Source organism: Collimonas sp. OK412 (genome assembly GCF_900112135.1).
GTDB lineage: Bacteria > Pseudomonadota > Gammaproteobacteria > Burkholderiales > Burkholderiaceae_D > Collimonas > Collimonas rhizosphaerae.
Genome location: NZ_FOLC01000004.1, coordinates 167,572 through 188,627 on the forward strand (window position 1 = coordinate 167,572; position 21,056 = coordinate 188,627).

The 21,056-nt window shown below is 62.7% G+C and carries 22 protein-coding genes; 4 read left to right on the top strand and 18 right to left on the bottom strand.

Annotated features, from left to right (window positions below; translation table 11 throughout):
• Positions 1 to 61: 61 nt before the first annotated feature.
• The 10 genes from rsmB to ftsY form a co-directional block, all read right to left on the bottom strand.
• Positions 62 to 1,372: a 16S rRNA (cytosine(967)-C(5))-methyltransferase RsmB gene (rsmB, locus tag BM062_RS06320; protein WP_092394764.1), complete on the bottom strand. Its 1,311-nt coding sequence runs from the start codon at positions 1,370 to 1,372 to the stop codon at positions 62 to 64.
• Positions 1,373 to 1,425: 53 nt separating this feature from the next.
• Positions 1,426 to 2,064, bottom strand: coding sequence for a LysE family translocator (locus BM062_RS06325; protein ID WP_092394767.1), 639 nt, complete (start codon positions 2,062 to 2,064; stop codon positions 1,426 to 1,428).
• Between the two features lie 197 nt (positions 2,065 to 2,261).
• Positions 2,262 to 3,161 carry an alpha/beta hydrolase gene (locus tag BM062_RS06330; protein WP_254784957.1) on the bottom strand — a complete coding sequence of 300 codons (900 nt, stop codon included), beginning with the start codon at positions 3,159 to 3,161 and terminating at the stop codon, positions 2,262 to 2,264.
• Complete coding sequence (locus BM062_RS06335; RefSeq protein ID WP_092394773.1) at positions 3,161 to 3,505, bottom strand: DUF1840 domain-containing protein; 345 nt, start codon at positions 3,503 to 3,505, stop codon at positions 3,161 to 3,163. The genes BM062_RS06330 and BM062_RS06335 overlap by 1 nt, the downstream gene beginning before the upstream one ends.
• A gap of 126 nt (positions 3,506 to 3,631) precedes the next feature.
• On the bottom strand, positions 3,632 to 4,174 hold the full coding sequence (locus BM062_RS06340) for a hypothetical protein (RefSeq protein ID WP_254784958.1): 543 nt from the start codon (positions 4,172 to 4,174) through the stop codon (positions 3,632 to 3,634).
• Positions 4,175 to 4,210: 36 nt separating this feature from the next.
• Positions 4,211 to 5,170: a DMT family transporter gene (locus BM062_RS06345; protein ID WP_092394779.1), complete on the bottom strand. Its 960-nt coding sequence runs from the start codon at positions 5,168 to 5,170 to the stop codon at positions 4,211 to 4,213.
• Positions 5,171 to 5,260: 90 nt separating this feature from the next.
• Entirely contained in the window at positions 5,261 to 6,097 is an 837-nt protein-coding gene (locus BM062_RS06350; RefSeq protein WP_254784959.1) for an AraC family transcriptional regulator, read from the bottom strand.
• A gap of 19 nt (positions 6,098 to 6,116) precedes the next feature.
• Positions 6,117 to 7,043 carry a permease-like cell division protein FtsX gene (gene ftsX / locus BM062_RS06355; RefSeq protein WP_092394785.1) on the bottom strand — a complete coding sequence of 309 codons (927 nt, stop codon included), beginning with the start codon at positions 7,041 to 7,043 and terminating at the stop codon, positions 6,117 to 6,119.
• Positions 7,040 to 7,723 carry a cell division ATP-binding protein FtsE gene (locus BM062_RS06360; RefSeq protein WP_092394788.1) on the bottom strand — a complete coding sequence of 228 codons (684 nt, stop codon included), beginning with the start codon at positions 7,721 to 7,723 and terminating at the stop codon, positions 7,040 to 7,042. Before BM062_RS06360 ends, ftsX begins: the two co-directional genes overlap by 4 nt.
• A gap of 37 nt (positions 7,724 to 7,760) precedes the next feature.
• The gene (gene ftsY, locus BM062_RS06365) at positions 7,761 to 8,855 is read right to left on the bottom strand and encodes a signal recognition particle-docking protein FtsY (RefSeq protein WP_092394791.1); all 1,095 of its coding nucleotides are present in this window, start codon (positions 8,853 to 8,855) and stop codon (positions 7,761 to 7,763) included.
• A gap of 179 nt (positions 8,856 to 9,034) precedes the next feature.
• Between ftsY and rsmD the strand changes: the two genes are divergently transcribed.
• From rsmD to BM062_RS06380, 3 genes are all read left to right on the top strand, one after another.
• On the top strand, positions 9,035 to 9,706 hold the full coding sequence (gene rsmD / locus BM062_RS06370) for a 16S rRNA (guanine(966)-N(2))-methyltransferase RsmD (RefSeq protein WP_092394794.1): 672 nt from the start codon (positions 9,035 to 9,037) through the stop codon (positions 9,704 to 9,706).
• A gap of 43 nt (positions 9,707 to 9,749) precedes the next feature.
• Complete coding sequence (coaD, locus tag BM062_RS06375) at positions 9,750 to 10,238, top strand: pantetheine-phosphate adenylyltransferase (RefSeq protein WP_038485166.1); 489 nt, start codon at positions 9,750 to 9,752, stop codon at positions 10,236 to 10,238.
• Between the two features lie 98 nt (positions 10,239 to 10,336).
• Entirely contained in the window at positions 10,337 to 10,612 is a 276-nt protein-coding gene (locus tag BM062_RS06380) for a YfhL family 4Fe-4S dicluster ferredoxin (protein WP_092394797.1), read from the top strand.
• A 5-nt stretch (positions 10,613 to 10,617) separates the two neighbouring features.
• On the opposite strand, the gene BM062_RS06385 is transcribed toward BM062_RS06380, so the two are convergent.
• Together BM062_RS06385 and gcvA are read right to left on the bottom strand one after the other, a co-directional pair.
• The gene (locus BM062_RS06385; RefSeq protein ID WP_092394800.1) at positions 10,618 to 11,469 is read right to left on the bottom strand and encodes an MOSC domain-containing protein; all 852 of its coding nucleotides are present in this window, start codon (positions 11,467 to 11,469) and stop codon (positions 10,618 to 10,620) included.
• A gap of 6 nt (positions 11,470 to 11,475) precedes the next feature.
• Positions 11,476 to 12,408, bottom strand: a complete 933-nt coding sequence (gene gcvA / locus BM062_RS06390) for a transcriptional regulator GcvA (RefSeq protein WP_175500906.1) — start codon at positions 12,406 to 12,408, stop codon at positions 11,476 to 11,478.
• 101 nt (positions 12,409 to 12,509) lie between these two features.
• Here gcvA and BM062_RS06395 point away from each other — a divergent pair, with 101 nt between their 5' ends.
• Positions 12,510 to 13,745 (top strand): MFS transporter, encoded by a 1,236-nt coding sequence (locus BM062_RS06395; RefSeq protein WP_092394806.1) that lies wholly within the window; start codon positions 12,510 to 12,512, stop codon positions 13,743 to 13,745.
• On the opposite strand, the gene BM062_RS06400 is transcribed toward BM062_RS06395, so the two are convergent.
• From BM062_RS06400 to BM062_RS06425, 6 genes are all read right to left on the bottom strand, one after another.
• Complete coding sequence (locus BM062_RS06400; RefSeq protein WP_092394809.1) at positions 13,732 to 14,550, bottom strand: M55 family metallopeptidase; 819 nt, start codon at positions 14,548 to 14,550, stop codon at positions 13,732 to 13,734. The genes BM062_RS06395 and BM062_RS06400 overlap by 14 nt on opposite strands.
• Positions 14,551 to 14,571: 21 nt before the next feature.
• Positions 14,572 to 15,606: a DmpA family aminopeptidase gene (locus BM062_RS06405; protein ID WP_092394812.1), complete on the bottom strand. Its 1,035-nt coding sequence runs from the start codon at positions 15,604 to 15,606 to the stop codon at positions 14,572 to 14,574.
• Complete coding sequence (gsiD, locus tag BM062_RS06410) at positions 15,603 to 16,508, bottom strand: glutathione ABC transporter permease GsiD (protein WP_092394815.1); 906 nt, start codon at positions 16,506 to 16,508, stop codon at positions 15,603 to 15,605. The genes BM062_RS06405 and gsiD overlap by 4 nt, the downstream gene beginning before the upstream one ends.
• A gap of 8 nt (positions 16,509 to 16,516) precedes the next feature.
• Entirely contained in the window at positions 16,517 to 17,437 is a 921-nt protein-coding gene (gene gsiC / locus BM062_RS06415) for a glutathione ABC transporter permease GsiC (RefSeq protein ID WP_092394817.1), read from the bottom strand.
• An 84-nt stretch (positions 17,438 to 17,521) separates the two neighbouring features.
• Positions 17,522 to 19,075: a glutathione ABC transporter substrate-binding protein GsiB gene (gene gsiB, locus BM062_RS06420; protein ID WP_092394820.1), complete on the bottom strand. Its 1,554-nt coding sequence runs from the start codon at positions 19,073 to 19,075 to the stop codon at positions 17,522 to 17,524.
• 104 nt (positions 19,076 to 19,179) lie between these two features.
• Complete coding sequence (locus BM062_RS06425; protein WP_092394823.1) at positions 19,180 to 21,051, bottom strand: dipeptide ABC transporter ATP-binding protein; 1,872 nt, start codon at positions 21,049 to 21,051, stop codon at positions 19,180 to 19,182.
• Positions 21,052 to 21,056: the final 5 nt, after the last annotated feature.

Consider the following 21,056-nt stretch of genomic DNA (forward strand, 5'->3'; position numbering starts at 1 on the left):
GTCACTGGTTTCGGGTATGGTAAAAAAGTTATGGCAAAAGGGTTGCAGTACTACACATGCTTCAGCACTTCTGGAACAGCGCGTAAAACAAGCCGTCGTGATCTTGTCCGGCATCGGCGGTCGGCAGCAGCTGGCCCGGCGCCGGCAGCCTGCGCGCATTGTTGCGCGCAGCAAAGGCTACTGCCTGGGCTTCCGATTCTTGTGGCCATACGGAACATGTTACGAGTAACAATTTACCATCCGGGCGTAGCATCTGCCAAAGATTGTCCAGAATCTTTGCCGAAAGTGTTGCAAGTTGCTCGGTATCGGTCTTGCGCCGCAACCAGCGTATGTCGGGATGGCGGCGCACGATGCCGGAGGCAGTGCAGGGGACATCGGCCAGGATGCGGTCGAAGAGCTGGCCGTCCCACCAGTCGCCGCCCTGGCTGCCGACGCTGGCATCGCCCAGTTGCAGTTTTGCCTCCAGTTGCAGGCGCTGCAGGTTCTGGGTAATGCGTTGCAGGCGCTTAGGATTGTTGTCGAGCGCGGTCAGGTCGACCTCGGCGGTTTCCAGGATATGGCAGGTCTTGCCGCCAGGGGCGGCGCAAGCGTCCAGCACCCGCATGCCGTCCTGCAGGTCGAGCAGCGGTGCGGCAAGCTGGGCGGCGGCGTCTTGCACCGAGGCCAGGCCGTCTTCAAAGCCGGGGATCTGGGCCACCGGCATCGCCGTGTCCATGCGTATTGCATCCGGGCCGATTTGGCGCGCCGTTATCGCGTGGCTGGCCAGGGTTTCCAGGTAAGCGGCTACCGAAGTCTTGCGGCGGTTGACGCGCAAGGTCAGCGGCGGCGCCGTATTGCCGGCAGTGAGGATGGCTTGCCATTGCTGCGGATAGGCAGCTTTCATGCGGTCTATCCACCACACCGGATAATTCCACAAGCCGAACGGCGTCTTGACGGCAACTGCCACCAGCGCATCGCGTTCGCGCAGGAAGCGCCGCAGCACCGCATTCACCATGCCTTTGGCGTGGGCCATCTGGGGATCGGAAGAGACTGCGGTGACAGCCTGGTTGACCACCGTGAAATTCTCATATGCCGGATCGTCGACGTCAGCCAGCAAGCACAGTGCGGCGCACAGCAGGCAATGCAGCAAGGTCGGCTCCGGCGGCCGGCTGGCCAGGTTGCCGAGCAGGGTTTCGGCGCGGCCGATGCCGCGCATGGTGCGGTAGGCGATGTCCTGGATCGCGCCGCGCGTTGGCGCCGGCGCTGCCGATTGTGCAAATACCTGGGTCAGCGCCTGCGGCAGCGCCGCGCCGTCGCGCACCAGGGCGATGGCTTGGGCTGCGCCTAACAGGCTAAAGGCGAGAGAGTCTTTTTTAAGGGTCGAATAGGTCACAAGTGGTTCAGGTCTGTTCTGCGGGTAATAGTTGTCGGAAAATCGGATCTTGCTCAGTTTTTGGTTAAAGCCAGTTTGATGCCCAGCGCAATAAAGGCGGCGCCCACTGTGCGTTCCAGCCAATGCTTGATTTGCGGATTGTTGCTGGCGTGCCGTGTCAGGGTGCCGGCCAGCATGGCGGTGCCGCTGTTCCAGCACAGCGTGACGACCGAAAACACCGCGCCCAGCACCAGGAAGGCAGCGATCTTGTGCGGCGAATCGTGGCGCACGAACTGCGGGAAAAAGGAGAGGAAAAACAAGATCACCTTGGGATTGAGCACATTGGTGATCAGGGCTTGCACAAAAATCGTCTTGTGCGAACGCAGGTCCAGCTGCGGCGGCTGTTCGCTGGCTGCTGCTTTCTTGCTGAGCAGCATCCTGATGCCGAGGTAGACCAGGTAGGCGCCGCCCGCCAGCTTGACGGCCATGAAGGCGGTGGCGGAGGCTGCCAGCAGCGCCGTCAGGCCAAAAGCCGACAGGGTCGCGTGGATGCAGCAGCCGGCTGTGATGCCGAGCGCCGACAGCAGGCCGGCGCGCCGGCCCTGGGCGACGCTGCGGCCGACGATATAGGCAGTATCCGGGCCGGGAGTGGCGTTCAGCAGCAGGACGGCCATCAGGAACAGGCCAAAATCAGTAATGCCGAAGGAGATCATAACGACGCAGCTAGACAGGAAGGTAACAACGCGATTGTAGCGGGGATATGGTCGCTCACCTACAGTTAGGTCGCGATTGTGGCGGGAAAAAGTGAAATTTCAGGATTGCTTGACAGCAATAATCTTTTGCCATAACGGATTAGCCTGGCAATAGAGCAAGATGTCTGGCCGGCAACTTCTGCGGCTGACGAATAACTTCAGTCAGCCAGGGCGGGATGTACTGCCGCCGGCGGCTGCAGCATGTATTGCGCCTCAAGCCAGCGGCGCACATCTGCAAATACCCGTTCCGCGCCGACTTCGTTGAAAATCTCGTGGTACATGCCGTCATAGTCGCGGAAGGTGACGATGGCAGGCGGCAAGGCAGCAAAAAAACGGCGGCTGCCGTCGGGATCGATGATGCGGTCGTCGCCGGCGATCACCAGCAGCGTCGGGATCGCCAGGGTCTGCGCCTGGCCCAGGACGAACTCCCCCGAGCGCAGCATGCTGTTCAGCAGGCGCGCGGTGATCTTGTTATGCACCAGCGGATCGGCGCTATACGCTTTGGCGATTGCTGGATCGTGCGACAGGTGGCTGACGTCCAGGCCGTTGGGCACGGCCACGCCGGGAGCCGCCAGCGACATCAGCCTGAGCATGCCGAGCTGCACCCGGTTCAGGCGCAAGGCCAGTCCGGGCGAGGATAAAACCAGGCCGCGCAGCGGCGCCATCGCAGCTAGCGCGAAGCGGGCCGCAAACAGGCCGCCCATGCTATGGCCGAATAAAAAGGGTGCATTGCCTGCCAGCGCCGGATAATCCAGTTGCGCCTGGCGGTTGAAGTCGTCCAGCACCAGCCGGGCGTCGCGCAGCAAGGCGGATTCGTCCGGCACATCGCCGCGCGGTCCGCCGGAACGGCCGTGGCCGCGGTGATCGTAGCTGCGCACCAGCAGGCCGCAGCGATTGAAAAAACGTATTACATGGGCATAGCGCCCGGCATGTTCGCCCAGTCCGTGCATCAGCAGGATGCTGCCCGCCGCCGGCACGCCAGCAGCTGGCGGCCAGTCGGCGACGAAGAGAGGGATGCCGTCTGCGGTCGTAAGCTGTCGCTCAAGACCTGAGGTCATCAAACGCCCCAGAGCACGTCGTTATTGTGCTTGTGCGCTTCGCGCAGCATTTCCAGCAAAGGATAGATCTTGTTGGCGAAGTTGACCGTCTGCACCGGCTCATGGCCGCTGTCGTCGCCAGCCTCGTTGTGATGGGCTGCGATGTCGTGCTGCACGCTGTCCGATGCCGGATGGGCGCGGCTTTCCGATGTTTCCGCTTCCAGCTTGGCGATCGCTGCCGCGCCTTCTTCGGCGGTGATGACGCCGATCTTCACATCTTTATTCAGCAGGTCGAGGATGCGCTTGGCATCGTAGTCGAACATGGTGACTTCGGCCGACGCCTTGGATTTGAATGTAACTAACATAAAACCTCAGAATATTGTTTTTGATGAAAAAAGACATTGTACAGAATACCCCTTTGTCGGGGGGCTTGCCACTGCTGTCACCGCTGGTTACAGAGCAGGGCGGCCGGTCGCATTATTGCATCAATGCTAATCATGTTTGAACGAAGAGATGAAAGTCTCTGCATTTTCCCGTGAGACGGCTTTTTCCGGCCCCATCACGATGACCTGGTAGATTTCCTTGTCCTTGCTGACAAAATGCCCGTACAGGATTTCCGGCTTGCCGCCCGGGGTGGTGCCGACCGCTTCGACCTCGATGCTGGCCGAGAGTCCCTGCGTACCGCTGGCAGCCGCGGTTGCTTTTTCCGCCCTGACGGTGCCGTTGATGTTCTTCACCAATGCGGTTTTCATCGCGTTCAATGCCGCTTGCGCCTTGGCGGCGTCGGGCACGGTGGCGCTGCCGACCGCGAACACCGTGTCATCCACCTTGGCGGCGGTCATGGTCATGGTGACCGGCGTGCCGTCGAGATCGATGGGGCGCGCGAAGGTCGACGGCTTGGCCGGCAGCAGCACGCTGTAAGGCGCGTCCTTGCTGCGCACTTCGCGCCAGTTGAACTTGGGGGAACAGGCCAGCAATGCCAGTACGGAACAGGCAAGCAACAGGCGGGAAGGCAAGGTAAGCACAGGTTTCACGAAATGGCGCAGCGGCTGCGGAAATGGAAGCAGCCCCTATGGTATCTGATGCTGGAAGGTGCGCACACCGAAAACTATGCCTATGCATAACAGCGCCACGCCCGCCATGACCTGCAAGCCTGGCACCGCGTCGCGGAAAATGAAGGCATACAGCAGCGCCGCCAGGGTTTCGAACACGATCAGCTGCGCCAGCAGCGCGGTCGGCAGATGCTGGCTGGCCTTGTTCCAGAGCAGGGTGCCGATCCAGGAGGCGCTCAGGCCGATCACCAGCATCAGGCCGACAAACTGCAGCGGCCGCGGTCCGAACGGAAAGGCGTAGCTGCCGCCCGTCAGTTTCTGGTAGGCGCCATAGCCGAACAGCCCGGCCAGCGCCAGCGGCAAGACCGCCAGGCCCTGCGCGGTAGCCCAGGTGGAAGGGCTGATATGCGGATGGGCGCGCAGGTAGCGGGCATTGACGATCGGATACCAGGTCCAGGCCGCGACCGCGCCCAGCGCGATCAGGCAGCCCAGCACGTAGTCGCCGGTCGAGCGTGTATTGCCGGCGCCCGCCAGCCGCATATGCGCCAGCTCGGCGGCGTTGACGCACAGGATGCCGACCAGGATGATCAGCAGCGACGGCGCCAGCCGCCGCCAGGCGACGCTTTCCGCCGCATGTCCCGGCGACCAGTTGGAAAAGACGGAAATCACCACCGGCAGGGTGCCGATCAGCATGGTCGGCAGCGGCGCATCCGCCAGCTGGATCGCAGTCGCCAGCGCTGCGTAATACAGCAGGTTGCCGACCAGCGAGAGTTTCAGCGCGGCGCGCCAGTCGGCCCGGGTCAGCGCGGCTATGCGCTTGCGGTCAAGCAGGGCGGGCGCCAGCGCGATCAGGCCGAACGCCACGTAACGGCCGAACGACAGCATCAGGCCGGGGTAGTCGGGCAGTATCAGGGGCGCGATGAACACCAGGCCCCACATCATTCCTGCGCCCAGGGCGCATAACAGGCCGGTCAGCATAGGGCGGCTTCCGGCAGCGGTGCAGTTAATCGAGGCGATGCCATAAAAAGGTCGGGGACGAGTGATGAGATTTACCCATCATGCCTATCTTTAGCCCAGCGGTCTTGTACCAATTTGCTGTTGATACTGGGCCGGCGTGACGCCATAGGCGCGCTTGAACCAGCGCGTCAGGTGGCTCTGGTCGGCCAGCCCGACCGCGGCGGCGGCGTCGGTCGGGGTGCTGCGCTGGGCCAGCAAGGTCTTGGCGCGTGTGGCGCGGCGCGCTTGCAGATATTGGTGCGGGGTGGCGTGGAACGCGGCCGAGAAGGCCCGCACGAAATGAAAGACAGACATGCCGGCTTCGGTCGCCAGGGTGTCGATATGCAGGGTCTGGTCCAGGTTGGCTTCGATGCAGTCGAGGACGCGCCGCATCGCCAGCATGCGTTGCGGCTGGCCGGGCTTCAGTATGGAAACCGGGCGCAGGTTCTTGCCGTAGCGCTGCGTGACAGCGTCTATCAACACCGTGAAATGCGATATGAACGCGAGATCGTCGGGCGCCTGCCACATGCGCTTGAACAGCAGCTGGAAACTGTCGGCCAGCTGGGGATCGTGGGCGGTGGCGGCAGCGAAATAAACTTCGCTGCCGGTCAGCTCGCGCAGCAGCAGCGGTTCGATGAACAGCATCTGGTAAGTCCAGCCGGCGGCGATCTCGGCGTGGCCGTCATGCAGTTCGTCAGGATTCAACAGCACCAGCGTGCCGGCCGGGGCCACATGCTGGGAACCCTTGTGGCGGAAACGCTCGACGCCGGTTTCAATCGCGCCCAGCGAGTAGGCGTCGTGCACATGCGGCGCGAACTCGTGGTCGACCAGCCGCGCCGAATACAATTCCACGCCCGGCAAATGCGGGCTGGTCTTGAAGGTGACGAATTCGGATGGATGGTGGAACACGCTGGCCTCGGAGCCTGGTTCAGGCCAGGCGGGCCAGATGGCGCCGCACCGACAGCAACGCACCGGCCAGGCCGAGGCCGGCGCTGATCGCCAGCAACGCCAGGCTGGCGATCCAGTTCAGCGGCAGCAGGCGGAATTCGGATGCGTACAAGCGGGCGAACTCGGCGATCGCCTGGTTCAGCGGCTGCAGGCCCAGCGCCACCGCGCCCAGCGCCAGTCCGCCGGCGCACAGGCCGAGCAGCGCGCCGGTGTAATAAAACGGCCGGTGGATGAACGCATCGGTAGCGCCGACCAGCTTGGCGACCGCGATTTCTTCGCGCTGGGTCAGCACTTGCAGGCGCACGGTATTGAACACCACGGCCACCACCACCACCGCCAGCGTGGCCGCCAGGAACATCAGCACCAGGCGCAATATTCCCAGCAGCGCCGCCAGCCGCTTGACCCATTCGGAATCGACCTGCACCGTGTCGACCCCGGGCAAGGCCTTGAGGTCAGCCGCAATGGTGTCGATGCGGGCAGCATCGGGCGCATCGTGGAAGCCGGCCAGTTTCAGCACATACGCGTCCGGCAAAGGATTCTGGCCCAGGGTGGTCAGCGCGTCGTCCATGCCGGTCTTGTTTTTCAGGCTGATCAAGGCGTCTTCGCGCGGAATGAACACGACTTTGGCCGAGCTGTGGTGCTGCTGCAGGACGGCGTCGATCGGCTTGGCCAGTGCGGCGGTCTTGTCGCGCGCGGCATCCAGCGCCATGAAGATGCTGATCTCGGGCTCTACCGCCAGCTGCTCGGAGACCGGGCGCACGTTCTCGATCAGGGTCAGGCCGCCGAACGGCAGCGCCAGCGCAATCGCCACCACCAGCACATTCAGCGCAAAGCCGCCGGGCGCCTTGAACAGGTGGGTGAAGGCGTCGCTGATGGCGAACAGGTGTTGTCGCAGCCAGCTCTTCATGCTGCACCTCCGACTGCGGAATTCTGCCAGTGGTCGACGATCTGGCCCTGGTCCAGGAACACCACGCGGTTGGCGCTGTTGAGGAATTGTTCGTCATGGGTGGAAATCAGGCAGGTCACGCCGGCCGCGTGGAACGACCTGAGCGCATCCAGCACCTTGTTGGCGTTGTCGCGGTCAAGGTTGGCGGTCGGTTCGTCGGCCAGGATGATTTGCGGCCGGTTGACGATGGCGCGGGCGATCGACACGCGCTGCTGTTCGCCGCCGGACAGGGCTTGCGGATCGGTGGCCGCCTTGTCCAGCAGGCCGACCTTGTCGAGCGCGGCCTGGGCCCGCTTCTCGGCTTCGGCGCGGGTGGCGCCGGTGACCAGCAACGGCAGCATGACATTGGCCAGCACGCTGCGGTCCTGCAGCAGCTTCTGCTGTTGCAGGATCAGGCCGAGGTTGCGCCGCAGGTAAGGCAGGCCGGAAGATTTCAGTTTGCCGACGTTGGCGCCGCTGACAGTCAGCGTGCCGCTGCTGGGACGTTCGATTGCAGCGATCAGGTTGAGCAGCGTGGTCTTGCCGGCGCCGGACGGGCCGGCCAGGAAAATCAGGTCGCCCTTGTTAACCGTCAATGTGATATCGCGCAGTGCGACCACGTCGCGCGTATATTTCTTGGAGACCTGGTTGAATTCAATCATGGAATGTTAGGGCCTGTCATCAATAATTGGCTTGAAGTTAACTCAGCAGTGCATCCACAAATTCAGCCGCGTCAAACGGCTGCAAATCTTCGATCTGTTCGCCGACACCGATGAAGTACACCGGGATCGCGCGGGTGGTGGCGATGGCCGCCAGCACGCCGCCCTTGGCGGTGCCGTCCAGCTTGGTGATCACCAGGCCGGTCAGCCCCAGCGCATCGTCGAACGCCTTGACCTGCGCCAGCGCGTTCTGGCCGGTGTTGCCGTCGATGACCAGCAATATCTCATGCGGCGCGGTGGCCATGCCCTTGCCGATGACGCGCTTGATTTTCTTCAGCTCGTCCATCAGGTGCAGCTGGGTCGGCAGGCGGCCGGCGGTATCGACCATCACTACGTTGGTGCCGCGCGCCTGGGCCGAATGCACGGCGTCGAACGCCACCGCGGCCGGATCGCCGGATTCCTGCGCGATCACGGTGACGTTGTTGCGTTCGCCCCAGATCGTCAGCTGCTCGCGCGCCGCGGCGCGGAACGTATCGCCGGCGGCCAGCAGCACCGACTGCTTGTGCGCTTGCAGATGCTTGGCCAGCTTGCCGATGGTGGTGGTCTTGCCGGCGCCGTTGACGCCGGCGATCATCATCACCAGCGGCTGGTGCTGGTCCAGCACCAGCGGTTTTTGCAGGGGGGAAAGCAAATCGATCAGCAAGGTGCGCAGCGCCGCCTTGACCTGGGCCGCCTCGGTCAGCTTGTCTTCCTTGACCTTCTTTTTCAGGGCGTTGAGCAGGAAATGGGTAGCGTCGACACCGGCGTCGGACACCAGCAGCGCCGATTCCAGCTCCTCGTACAGGTCGTCGTCGATCTTGGCGCCGACGAACAGGATGCTCAGGTTGGACGAGGTTTTCGACAGCCCCGTTTTCAGGCGCGACAGCCAGGAGCGTTTTTGTTCCGCCGCCACCGGCGCGGAAACGATCTCGATTTCTTCCGCCGGCACGGCGTTCACGGCAGCCGGAGGCGGCGCGTCAGGGACAGCAACCGCCGCAGCCTCCGCGGCATCGGCCTGTGGCAGCGCCTCTGGCGCGGAAGATTCCGGCAAGGGCGTGACTTCGGGTTTTGGTTTTTTCTTGAAGAAGCTAAACATCTGAGGCCTGATCTGTAAGGCGGTGAAATAGGGCGCTGCAGCAGCCTTTCGGAGGCGGCTGCACAAGAGGTACAATCCCCGGCATTCTATCAGAGCGCAGGCCATCAAATCAGGGATAGCCCGGTGCGTAGAAGCTATTGACGGATTTCCGGCAAATTTTCCCATCTTTATTAAACTTAATGAAAAAACCAAGCAGCAAAAAGCCGCCGAAGACCCCGGTGCACGCCATCAAACCGCCCCTGGCGCGCCAGGTCCGCATCATTGGCGGCGCCTGGAAACGCACGCCTTTGGCCGTGCTGGACAGCGAAGGCTTGCGGCCGACGCCGGACCGGGTGCGCGAGACCCTGTTCAACTGGCTGACGCACTTGCTGGACGGCAACTGGAGCACGATACGCTGCCTCGACCTGTTTGCCGGCACCGGCGCGCTGGGTTTTGAAGCCGCCAGCCGCGGAGCGCTGGAAGTGACCATGATCGAGCACAATACGCCGGCGGCGCGCCAGCTGGAAACCACCAAGGCCAAGCTGGACGCGAGCCAGGTGCGGATCCTGCGCAGCGATGCGGTCACCTGGCTAAGCAAGGCTCGCATCGAGGCCGGCGCCGCGGCCGTTGCAGATTCTGCGCGCTTCGACCTGATTTTCCTCGACCCGCCCTACCAGCAGGGCTGGCTGGAAAAAGTGCTGCCGCTATGCCAGGGTTTGCTGGCCGAGCACGGTTTGCTGTACCTTGAATCTGAATTCGCGCTGCAGGAGGACGCTCTGCCGGCCTGGCTGGGCGGCTGGCAGCTGCTGCGGGCGGACAAGGCTGGTATAGTGTTTTACCACTTGCTGAAAAGGCAAGTGCATTCTGCCTGATGCAAATTCAGGCATAATGCGCGATCTGATTGGGGGAAGAAAGATGGTCACAGCTGTTTATCCAGGTACGTTCGATCCGCTCACGCGCGGCCATGAAGATCTGGTGCGTCGTGCATCCGGGCTGTTTGACAAGCTGGTGGTAGGCGTCGCCGACAGCAAGAACAAGAAACCGTTTTTCTCTCTGGAAGAACGGCTGTCGATCGCCAACGAAGTGTTGGGCCATTACCCCAATGTGCAGGTGGAAAGCTTTTCCGGCCTGCTCAAGGATTTCGTGCGCCAGCATGATGCCAACGTCATCGTGCGCGGCTTGCGCGCGGTTTCCGACTTTGAGTTCGAGTTCCAGATGGCGGGCATGAACCGCTACCTGCTGCCGGATGTGGAAACCCTGTTCCTGACGCCGTCCGACCAGTACCAGTTCATCTCGGGCACCATCGTGCGCGAGATCGCCACGCTGGGCGGCGATGTCTCCAAATTCGTCTTCCCTTCGGTCGAAAAATGGCTGAAGGAAAAGCTGGACGCCCAGCAGCCCTGAGCAGCTCGGCAGCGGCGGATCCCCAACGGGATTAAAATGGCGGCAAGGCAGTAAGGCGGGATCACCTGGTCCCGCGGCAACTTGAGTAGAGTAGTGAAATGGCTTTATTGATCACCGACGACTGTATTAATTGCGACGTATGCGAGCCCGAGTGCCCGAACGGCGCGATTTACATGGGACCGCTGATTTACGAAATCGATCCGCATAAATGCACCGAGTGCGTCGGCCATTTCAACGAACCGCAATGCCAGCAGGTCTGCCCGGTCAGCTGCATCCCGCTGGATCCGGCCTGGCATGAATCCAAGGAACAGCTGCAAGCCAAGTACGAGCGCTTGCAGGCCGAGCTGGCGGTGCCCGCCGTCAAGCCGCAGTAACCTCTCTAGAACGCCAGTTCACCCTCGATGTCCTGCCCGATGCGCAGGATCGCGCCATTCCCCTCTCGCACTATCATGTTGACGCCGAAAGTGACGGCGCCGTCGACACGCGGGTTGGCGCGGTAGGTCAGCAGGATATCCATCGGATCGGGGCCGATTTCTCCGCTGGCCTGGTCGATGGCCGGCATCGGGCAGCGCGTGCAGGGTTTTACCGGCTGCAGGCAGACTGGCCCGGCCTGCAGCGTTTCCAGGAAATCCTCTTCAAAAGCGTCCACGCCATCGATCACGATGTTTGGCCGGAAACGGTTCATCGGCAATGGCGTCCGGCCCTGCGCCTGCAGTTTCCGGTTCAGGTCGTCCAGCGACCCCTGCGATATCAGCAGCATCGGATAGCCGTCGGCAAAGCGGGTCGGCGCATCCGCATCGAGCGTCCACTTTTTGCTGACCAGGCGCCTGGCCGCAGGGTCGAAGCGCACCAGCCTGCAGGGCTGGCCCAAGACGCGCGAGAACCAGCCGGCAGCGTCGTCGCCGCAGTCGTGGGCGCTCAGGTTGTCGTCCCAGACGGTCACCGCCAGCGATGCCGCCTGCGCGCGATCGAGCGGCGCGGTCGGGACCGGCAGCGGCGGCATGCCGGGTGCTTGCACGGTCATGGCGCAGGCTTGCAAGGCCGGCACGATCAGGGCCATGGCAGGATGGCTGCGCTGCGACAGGAACTGTCCGCCGCTGTCGACCACCATCCATTCACGGTCGTGCGCATGTTGATGGCTGAGGCCGGCGGCGGTGACGGTGGCGGCCTGCAAGGCAATGCCGGCGCAGGATTTGATCGGGTACAGCGTGAGCGAAGTAATGGTAGGCATGGATTTTTATTCTGTTGAGTCTGACAAGATTGCGCCCAGCCATTCCTGGAACTCGGCGATGGTGGCTGTCTTTTCTGTATCGAAGGGCGAAACCGAGAAGTAGTTGCCGCGGGCCGGGGCGGTGATGTCGAACAGCCGCACCAGGCGGCCATCGGCCAGATGGTTGCGCACCAGGCAGCTGCGCGCCAGCGCGATGCCCTGGTCGGCAGCGGCGGCGTCCAGCAGGTGCATGGGGTCGTCGTACACCGGACCGGTCCGCGGTTCGCCTTGCCTGATGCCGGCGGCGGCAAACCACGGCTCCCAGCCGCCATGGTGGGCAAAGCGCAGCAAGGAGTGGTGCGCCAGGTCGTGCGGCGTGATGGCGGGATGGCTGGCGGCGAAGCGCGGGCTGCATACCGGGAAAATCACTTCCTTCAGCAAGCGTTGGCAGCGGAAATTCTTGTGTCCGGCGCGGCCGTACCAGATGGCGACGTCGGCGTCGCTGAAATCCAGTTCGCTGAGTTCGTGGCTGGTGCGCAAGCTGATGTCGATATGCGGATGCTGCCGGTGGAACGCGGCCAGCCGCGGCACCAGCCAGGCGCTGGCAAACGATGGCGGCACGCTGACGCGCAATGCCTGTCCCGCGCGCCGGCGCTCGGCCTGGCCGATGTGCAGGGCGCGGTCCAGCGCCAGCAGCGCCTGCCGCACTTCTCCTGCCAGCAGGCGGCCGCCGTCGGTCAGCACCATCTGCCGGCCTTCGCGCTGGAACAGCTTGCGTCCGGTGCGTTGCTCGAGCGCGCGGATCTGGTGGCTGATGGCGCTGTGCGTCAGGTGCAGTTCTTCCCCGGCCCGAGTATAGTTGCCGAGCCGCGCGGCAGCTTCAAACGCACGCAAGGTCTGGGTCGGCGGCAGTCGTTCAAACATGATGGCGAGGAAGGTGTTTGCGCATTTTTCGGTCAATCGGTTAATTCCATTCACATATAAGGATAAAACACTTCGTTGGCCTTGGGGCAGTTTGCTCTTTACCATCGTCATATCCTGTTCTTGATGAGTGACCGGCCATGAAGCTCGCTACCCGTGTTTTCCTGATATTTTCCTCGGGCTATTTCATTTCCTACCTGGCGCGCGGCATCAACCTGCCGCTGGCGCCTTTGCTCAGCAGCGAGCTGGGTTTGTCGCCGGCCCAGCTGGGGCTGCTGACCAGCCTGTATTTTTTCGCATTCGCCGCCTGCCAGCTGCCGCTCGGCATCTTGCTGGACCGCTTCGGTCCGCGCCGGGTGCTGGCCTGTTTGCTGCTGCTGGCCGCGGCCGGCGCCGTGGTGTCGGCCAATGCCCATGGCTTCAGCAGCCTGCTGGTCGGCCGCCTGCTGCTGGGGATCGGCACCTCAGCTTGCCTGATGGCCGGCCTGAAGGCGATTGTCGCCTGGTTCCCGCACGACCACTTGCCGCTGATGAACGGCGCCATCTATGCCATCGGCGGCCTGGGCGCGGTTGCCACCGGAACGCCGATTACCTGGGCCCTGAGCCTGACCACCTGGCGCGTGCTGTTCGTGGCGGTTGCGGGATTGATCCTGATGATCGTGCTGGCCCTGTTTACGCTGGTGCCGGAAAAGGATGAGCAGCATCCGAAAAGCAGCCTGGCGGCGCAGCTGCGCGACATCGGCGGCATTTTCCGCAGCGCGGTGTTCTGGCGCACTGCGCCTTTTGTGATGGCGAGCCAGGGCGTGTTTCTCGGCGTGCAGGGTTTGTGGGCTGGGCCATATCTGCGCGATGTCAGCCAGCTGCCGGCTGCCGCCGCAGCCAATATCGTGGCGCTGGCCGGCCTGGCGATGGTGCTGGGCGCGGTCGGTTCCGGCTGGCTGGCGCGCCGTTTGCAGCGGCGCGGGATTTCCTTGCACATGACCGCCGGCGCAGGGATGTTCCTGTTCATGCTGGCGCAGCTGCTGATCGTGCTCGGCGCGCCGTTGCCGGGCTGGCTGCTGTGGGGTTTATATGGCTTGCTGGGCACTTCGGGCGTGCTGTCGTATGCGGCGCTGGTGCGCGAGTTTCCGCTCCACCTGGCCGGCCGCGTCAGCACCGGGCTGACCCTGGCGATTTTCGCCGGCGCGTTCGTGGTGCAGTATGGCTTCGGTTTGCTGCTCAATGCCTGGCCGCACGATACCGGCAGTTATGCGGCGGTGGCACACCGGGCCTCGTGGGCGCTTGCGTTGCTGGTGCAGCTGGCGGCCGGCGCCTGGTTTTGCCGGCCCTTGAAGAAACCGGCTGCGCAAACGGATCCAGCTGCTAACGCAGCATGAAAGACATCGCCGACAGGCTGTTCAATATCCTGACGGCGTACTGCACCGACGGCGCAGTGAATTCGACGTTGACGCCGTCGATCCGCTGCAGCAAAGGCAGCTGGCAGAACAGGTCGGCCAGCGCAGGGCTCTGGATCTGCAATCTGCAGGTAATCGCAGGCGGCAAGATGAAGGGGCGCGCGGCGGCAAGATTGGCCAGTGCGGCCTTGGCGCCCTCGCCCAGCAAACCCAGGGCGCGTTGCGGCGACAGCGATGTGCCGCTGTTGCTGCCGTCGGCGGTCTTGACGCTGACCAGCGTGGCCTGCGGAAACAGCGGCCGGTTTTCTTCCACAAAAACATCGTCGCCGCTGCCGAAAATCACCGGCACGCCGAATTCGCCGGCCAGCGCGCCGTAGATGCCGGCTTCGCCCAGCTCCTGCCCGTTCAGCCAGATACGCGAAAAAGCAAAACTGTTGATGGTGTGCGCCAGGATGCCGCGGCTTTGCGAACGGCCATGGTAGCCGACCATCATCACACCGGCGACGCCGCTGTCGACGCCGCTCATCATGCCGAGCAGGCGCGGTTTGCCGAGGATTGCGCTGGCGGCCGGATGCAGCAAGTCAGGCAGCAGGTTGCGGAAACCGCCGTGCGAGTCGTTCACCAGGATCTCGGTGGCGCCGCCGGCCAGCGCGCCCTCGATCACGGCGTTGGCTTCGGCCGTCATCAGGCGCCGCGCGCGTTCGTATTCGGGATTGCCGGCGCGCGTTTGTTCCGGATGGAATACACCGGCGACGCCTTCTATATCAACGGAAATCAGGATTTTCATTATTATGTTCTGTCAGGTGGATCAAGGCAGGCCGGCTGCCGCATCGCGCAGGGACAAGCGCCGGTGGCCGTCGCGTCCGGTCACGGTTTGCGCTGCAAACAGCGCATTGACGATGGCTTGTTCGGTGCTGTCGACCACTGCTTCAAACAGCGGGTCGAGCAAGTTGTCGTGCAAGGAAGCGCTCTGCCGTATAGCGCTGCCGGGGCGAGAGGGCACGGTCTGCGCCGTGGAAAACGCCAGCGCCAGGTCGCCGCTGCCGTGGCCGTAGATCGAGCCGGTGCGGCCCAGGCCGACGCCGCAGCGGGTTGCCAGCCGTCCCAGCTGGCGCGCGTCGAGCGGCGCATCGGTCGCAATGATCATGATGATCGACCCCATCTCGGGTGCGTCTGGCGTGGTTTGCCGCAAACGCCGCAGGCCGTTTCCGATATGCTGGCCGGCCAGCGTCAGCGCCGCCAGCTTGCCGAAGTTGGCCAGCACCAGCGCGCCGACACAATATTGCATGCCGCCGGCGCTTGCATGGCGCGAAGCCGAACCGATGCCGCCCTTGAGGTCGAAACACGACATGCCGCGCCCGGCGCCGACCGCGCCTTGCTCAAACCCGGGCGCGGCGCTGGCCAGCGCTTGCCGATAGTGCTCGGCACTGACGGCCATGGCCTGGATATCGTTCAGGTAGCCGTCGTTGCATTCAAATACCAGCGGATTGACCGTCGGTTCGCTGCGTCCGATCTCCGGGTTGGCCTGGATAGCGGAAATGACCTGGGCCGTGGCGATGCTGCCGACCGACATGGTGTTGGTCAGCGCGACCGGGGTTTCAAGCACCCCCAGTTCCTGCAGCTGCACCAGCCCTATGCTCTTGCCGAAGCCGTTGAACACGACCGCGGCGGCGGGCACCTTGTCGCGGAACGGATCGCCGCCGTGCGGGCGGATCACCGTCACGCCGGTCTGGACGGCTCCTTGCGCCAGCGTAGCGTGGCCGACCGTGACGCCGGCGACATCGCTGATGGCGTTCAGCGGGCCGGCCGGCAATCTGCCTATGTGAGGGAGGACCAGGCTCATCGTCTGTCGATTTTAGGGTCGAGGGCGTCGCGCAAGCCGTCGCCCAGCAGGTTGAACGCCAGCACCGTGAAGAAAATCGCCAGGCTGGGGAAGATCGCGATATGCGGCGCGGTCATCATGTCGGAACGCGCTTCGTTGAGCATCGCTCCCCATTCCGGCATCGGCGGCTGCGCGCCCATGCCGAGGAACGACAGGCTGGCGGCGGTAATGATGGAAGTGCCGATGCGCATGGTGAAATACACCACCACCGCCGACACCGTGCCGGGGAAGATGTGGCGCAGGATGATGGTGCGGTCGTTGGCGCCTATGCTGCGCACCGCTTCGATGAAAGTCAGGTGCTTCAGCGCCAGCGTATTGCCGCGCACCAGGCGGGCGAAAGTCGGGATGCTGAAAATCGCCACCGCGAAAATCACGTTCGACATGCCGTTGCCGAGGATCGCCACGATGCCGATCGCCAGCAAGATGCCGGGAAAGGCGAACAGCACGTCGCAGATGCGCATGATGATGCGGTCAGGCCAGCCTTCGTAATAACCGGCAATCAGGCCGGCCAGGGTGCCGACCACGGCGCCTACCGCAACCGACGAAAAGCCGGCGGTCAGGGAAATCCGCGTGCCCATCAGGATGCGGCTGAAAATGTCGCGCCCCAGGGAATCGACGCCGAACCAGTGCGCCAGCGACGGCCCGGCGTTCAGGGCGTCGTAGTCGAAATAATTTTCGGCGTCGTAAGGCGTCAGCCAGGGCGCGGCAATCGCCACCACGATCAGGAACAGCACGAAGCAGCCGGCTGCAACCGCCAGGTGCTGCTTCTTGAACTTGCGCCAGAATTCGCTCCAGGGCGTGCGTATGGTGCTCGGCAGCGGTGCAGCAGCAATCGCTGCGACCGGATTGGATGGAGTAGACACGGACGGCCTCACTTGTAACGGATGCTTGGGTTGATGACGGCGTACAGCACGTCAACCACCAGGTTGATGAAAATGAATTCCAGCGAGAACAGCAGGATCTCGGCCTGGATCACCGGGTAGTCGCGCATTTCGACGGCATCGATCAGCAAGCGCCCCATGCCAGGCCAGTTGAACACTTTTTCCACCACGATAGAGCCGCCCAGCAGGAAGCCGAACTGCAGGCCCATCATGGTGACTACCGGGATCAGGGAGTTGCGCAGGCAATGCTTGAGCACCACGACGGTTTCCGACAGGCCTTTGGCGCGCGCGGTGCGCACAAAATCTTCCTGCAGGATTTCGACAAACGAGGAGCGGGTGAAGCGCGCCATCACGGCCGCCACCGCTGCGCCCAGGGCCAGCGACGGCAGGATGTAGTGGCGCCAGCTGTCGGCGCCGATAGTCGGCAGCCAGCCCAGCTTGACTGAAAACAGCTCCATCAGCAGCATGCCCAGCGCAAACGACGGAAAGGAAATGCCGGACACCGCGAGCGTCATGCCCAGGCGGTCCGGCCACTCGTTGCGCCATACCGCGGAGACGATGCCGATCACCAGGCCGAACAGCACCGCCCACACCATGCTGGTGACGGTGAGCCAGAAAGTAGGCCAGAAGCGTTCAGCGATTTCGGTGCTGACCGGGCGCTTGCTGCGCAGGGAGGTGCCGAAGTCGCCGCGCAAGGCCTTGCTGAAATAGTTGATGAATTGTTCGTGCATGGGTTTGTCCAGGCCCAGGTCCTGGCGGATCAGCTCGACTGTCTGCGAGTCGGCTTCGGGTCCGGCCACCAGCCGCGCCGGATCGCCCGGCAGCAGGTGGACAAACAGAAATACCATGACCGCCACGATCAGCAAGGTCGGTATCAGGCCCATCAGGCGTTTTAATATATAGGGAAACATGGCATCCAGTCTGTTGCGGTAAGACGCAGGCCGGACCGGCGCGGCCGGCCTGCTGATCTTGCTTGTGTATTTCTTGCGTGCTGCTTATTTCAATTCGATTTCATCGAAATTGAAGGAGCCGTCAGGCATGACATACACGCCTTTCAGGTTCTTGCTGCGTGCATACAAGAGTTTCTCCGTGACCAGGAAAGCCCAAGGCGCGTCTTTCCAGATTTCGGTTTGCGCATCTTTGTAGAGCGCTGTCTTTTCCATGCGGTCGGTGGTTGTCAGTGCCTTGGCGATATCGGCATCGACCTTGTCGTTCTTGTAGTAAGCCGTGTTGAACAGTTTCGGCGGGAACGATTCCGAAGCCAGCAATGGACGCAGGCCCCAGTCGGCTTCGCCGGTGGAAGACGACCAGCCGGTGTAGTACATGCGTACCGGTGCGTTGGCAGGGACAGGTGCGCTTTCGACTTTCTCCACGCGCTGGCCGGCTTCCAGCGCCATCACCTTGGCCTTGATGCCGACCTGCGCCAGCTGCTGCTGCACGAACTGGATGATTTTCTGCGCCGTGGTGTGGTTGTAGGCCGACCACAATTCAGTCTCGAAGCCGTTCGGATATCCGGCTTCAGCCAGCAACTGTTTGGCTTTTTTCGGATCGTAAGGCCATGGCCCGGTCTTCAGTGCGTAATCCACGCCTTGCGGCAGCACGCCGTCCTGCGGCATGGCGTAGCCGGTGAAGGCAACCTTGACCAGCGCTTCCTTGTTGATGGCGTAATTGATCGCCTGCCGCACTTTCGGATTGTCGAACGGCTTCTGCAGCGTATTCATCGAAATGTAGCGTTGCACGATCGACGGCGACGAGACCAGGTCCAGGTTGGGTTTGCTCTTCAGCAGTTCGGCTTGTTCGTAAGGCAGCGGATAGGCGAACTGCGCTTCGCCGGTCTGCATCACGGCGCTGCGGGTGTTGTTGTCGATCACCGGTTTCCAGGTGATGCTGTCGATCTTCGGATAGCCTTTTTTCCAGTAGCCGTCGAATTTGGTGACCTTCATGTAGTCAGTCTGTTTCCATTCGACGAACTTGAACGGCCCAGTTCCTACCGGGTGGAAGCCGATGTCCTTGTTGCCGTACTGTTTCAGCGCGGCTGGCGAAATCATCGCGGCGGAAGAGTGCGCCAGGGTATTGATGAACGGCGAGAACGGCTCTTTCAGCGTGATCTTGACTTCATAGTCGTTGACGATGTCGACCTTGGAAATGCGGTTGAACAGGTTGAAGCGCTTGAGCTTGTTTTCCGGGTTGATGACCCGCTCCAGGCAAATCTTGACCGCATCCGCCTTGAAGTCGGTGCCGTCCTGGAACTTGACGCCCTTGCGCAGGCGGATGGTGTAGACCAGGCCGTCCTTGCTGACTTCGTAACCGTCGGCCAGCACGTTGACCACCTTCAGGTCCTTGTCGAAACCGAACAAGCCTTGGTAGAACGACTTGATTGCCGCTTGCGACAGCGTGTCGTTGCTGTCGTACGGATCCAGCGTGGTGAAGGTTGATGCGACCGCCAGCGTGACGTCCTTGGCGGCAAAAGCGTGGCCGGCGGCAAACTGGGCGGTCAATGCAACGGCGGTGCCAGCCAGCAGTTTTCCGAAATGTCGATTAGTGCGCATGTGCTACTCCCCTGGGTCAAAAAGTCATCGAAGATAAACAAACAGATAAATAAGCAGATCAATAAGCAGATAAGGCAGACAACAACGGTTAAGCGGTTAAACGGTTAAAAAGCAGCTGAAATCCGGTGAGTCGCGACAAAGTGTCCCGGTCCCACCTGTTTCAGCGGCTCGACCAGCGGCAAATCGCCGACATTGCGGATCGGGCTGGGAATTTCTTCCGGCAGCATCTCGCGCAGGCGATGACGCTGGTTCGGATCGGCGACCGGCACCGCCGCCATCAGTTTCTTGGTGTATGGATGCTGGGGATTTTCAAAGATCGCGCGGCGCGGGCCGATCTCGACGATCTGCCCCAGGTACATGACCGCAACCCGATGGCTGATGCGCTCCACCACAGCCATGTCGTGCGAAATGAAAATGAAGGAAATCCCCAATTCCCGCTGCAGGTCGAGCAGCAGGTTGACGATCTGGGCCTGGATCGAGACGTCCAGCGCCGACACCGATTCATCGGCGATCACGATCTTCGGGTTCAGCGCCAGTGCGCGGGCGATGCAGATGCGCTGGCGCTGGCCGCCGGAAAATTCATGCGGATAACGCTGCGCATGTTCCGGCAGCAAGCCGACCCGTTCCAGCAGCGCCGCGACTTTTTCTTGCGCGCCTTCGGCCAGGCCGTGCACCAGCAGCGGCTCCATGATGGAATAGCCGACGGTCAGGCGCGGATCGAGCGAGGCGAACGGATCCTGGAAAATGAACTGGATTTCGCGCCGCAGCGAACGCAGTTCCGAGCGCGGCAGCTTGGCCAGGTCGCGCCCGCCGAACTCGACGCTGCCGCTGGTGATGTCGACCAGCCGCAGCAGCGAGCGGCCGGTGGTCGATTTGCCGCAGCCGGATTCGCCTACCAACGCCAGCGTTTCGCCCGGATACAGGTCGAAGCTGATCTGCTCCACCGCATGCACGCGTTGCTTGACGCGGCTGAAGATGCCGCTCTTGACGTCGAAGCGGGTAGTCAGGTTGCGCACTTTCAGCAGGGGCTGCTGTTGCGGATCTGAACCTGGAATGCTGCGCACCAGCTTGGCTTCCACTTCCATTTCAGGCGTGACGGGCGTGATGGCGGCGCCGGCGATGGCGATCCGCTGCGGCAGGTCGGTGCCATGCATCGCACCCAGGCGCGGCACGGCCGCCAGCAGGGCGCGGGTGTAAGGATGCTGCGGCGCTTCAAAGATCGCATGCACATTGTTTTCTTCGACTTTTTCGCCGCGGCACATGACCACTACCCGGTCGGCGATCTCGGCCACCACGCCCATGTCGTGGGTGATGAAGATCACCGCCATCTGCATTTCATCCTGCAGCGCGCGTATCAGTTGCAGGATCTGCGCCTGTATCGTCACGTCCAGCGCAGTGGTCGGCTCGTCGGCGATCAGCAGCGAGGGCTTGCAAGACAGGGCCATGGCGATCATCACGCGTTGCCGCATGCCGCCCGACAGCTGGTGCGGATGGCGGTCCAGGATGCGCCGCGCTTCCGGGATGCGCACCGTTTCCAGCATGCGCAAGGCCTCGGCGCGCGCGGCAGCCATGCTCTTGCCTTGGTGCAGGCGTATCGATTCGGCGATCTGCTCGCCGACCGTGAACACCGGATTGAGCGACGTCATCGGCTCCTGGAAAATCATGGCGATTTCCGAACCGCGGATGTGGCGCATGGTGTGCTGGTCGGCGCTGGCCAGGTCTACCGTGCTGCCGTCGCGCCGCTGGAAATTCATTTTGGCGCCAGTGATGCGGCCGCCGCCGTAGTCGATCAGGCGCATGATCGATTGCGACGACACCGACTTGCCCGAACCCGACTCGCCGACGATGGCCAGCGTTTCACCGGCGTCGATATGGAAGGACAGGTTGCGCACCGCTTCCACCTTGCGTTCGGAAGTGGTGAAGCCGACGCTCATTTGTTCTACCGTCAGCACTCGACGGCCGATCTGTCTGTTCATGGAAT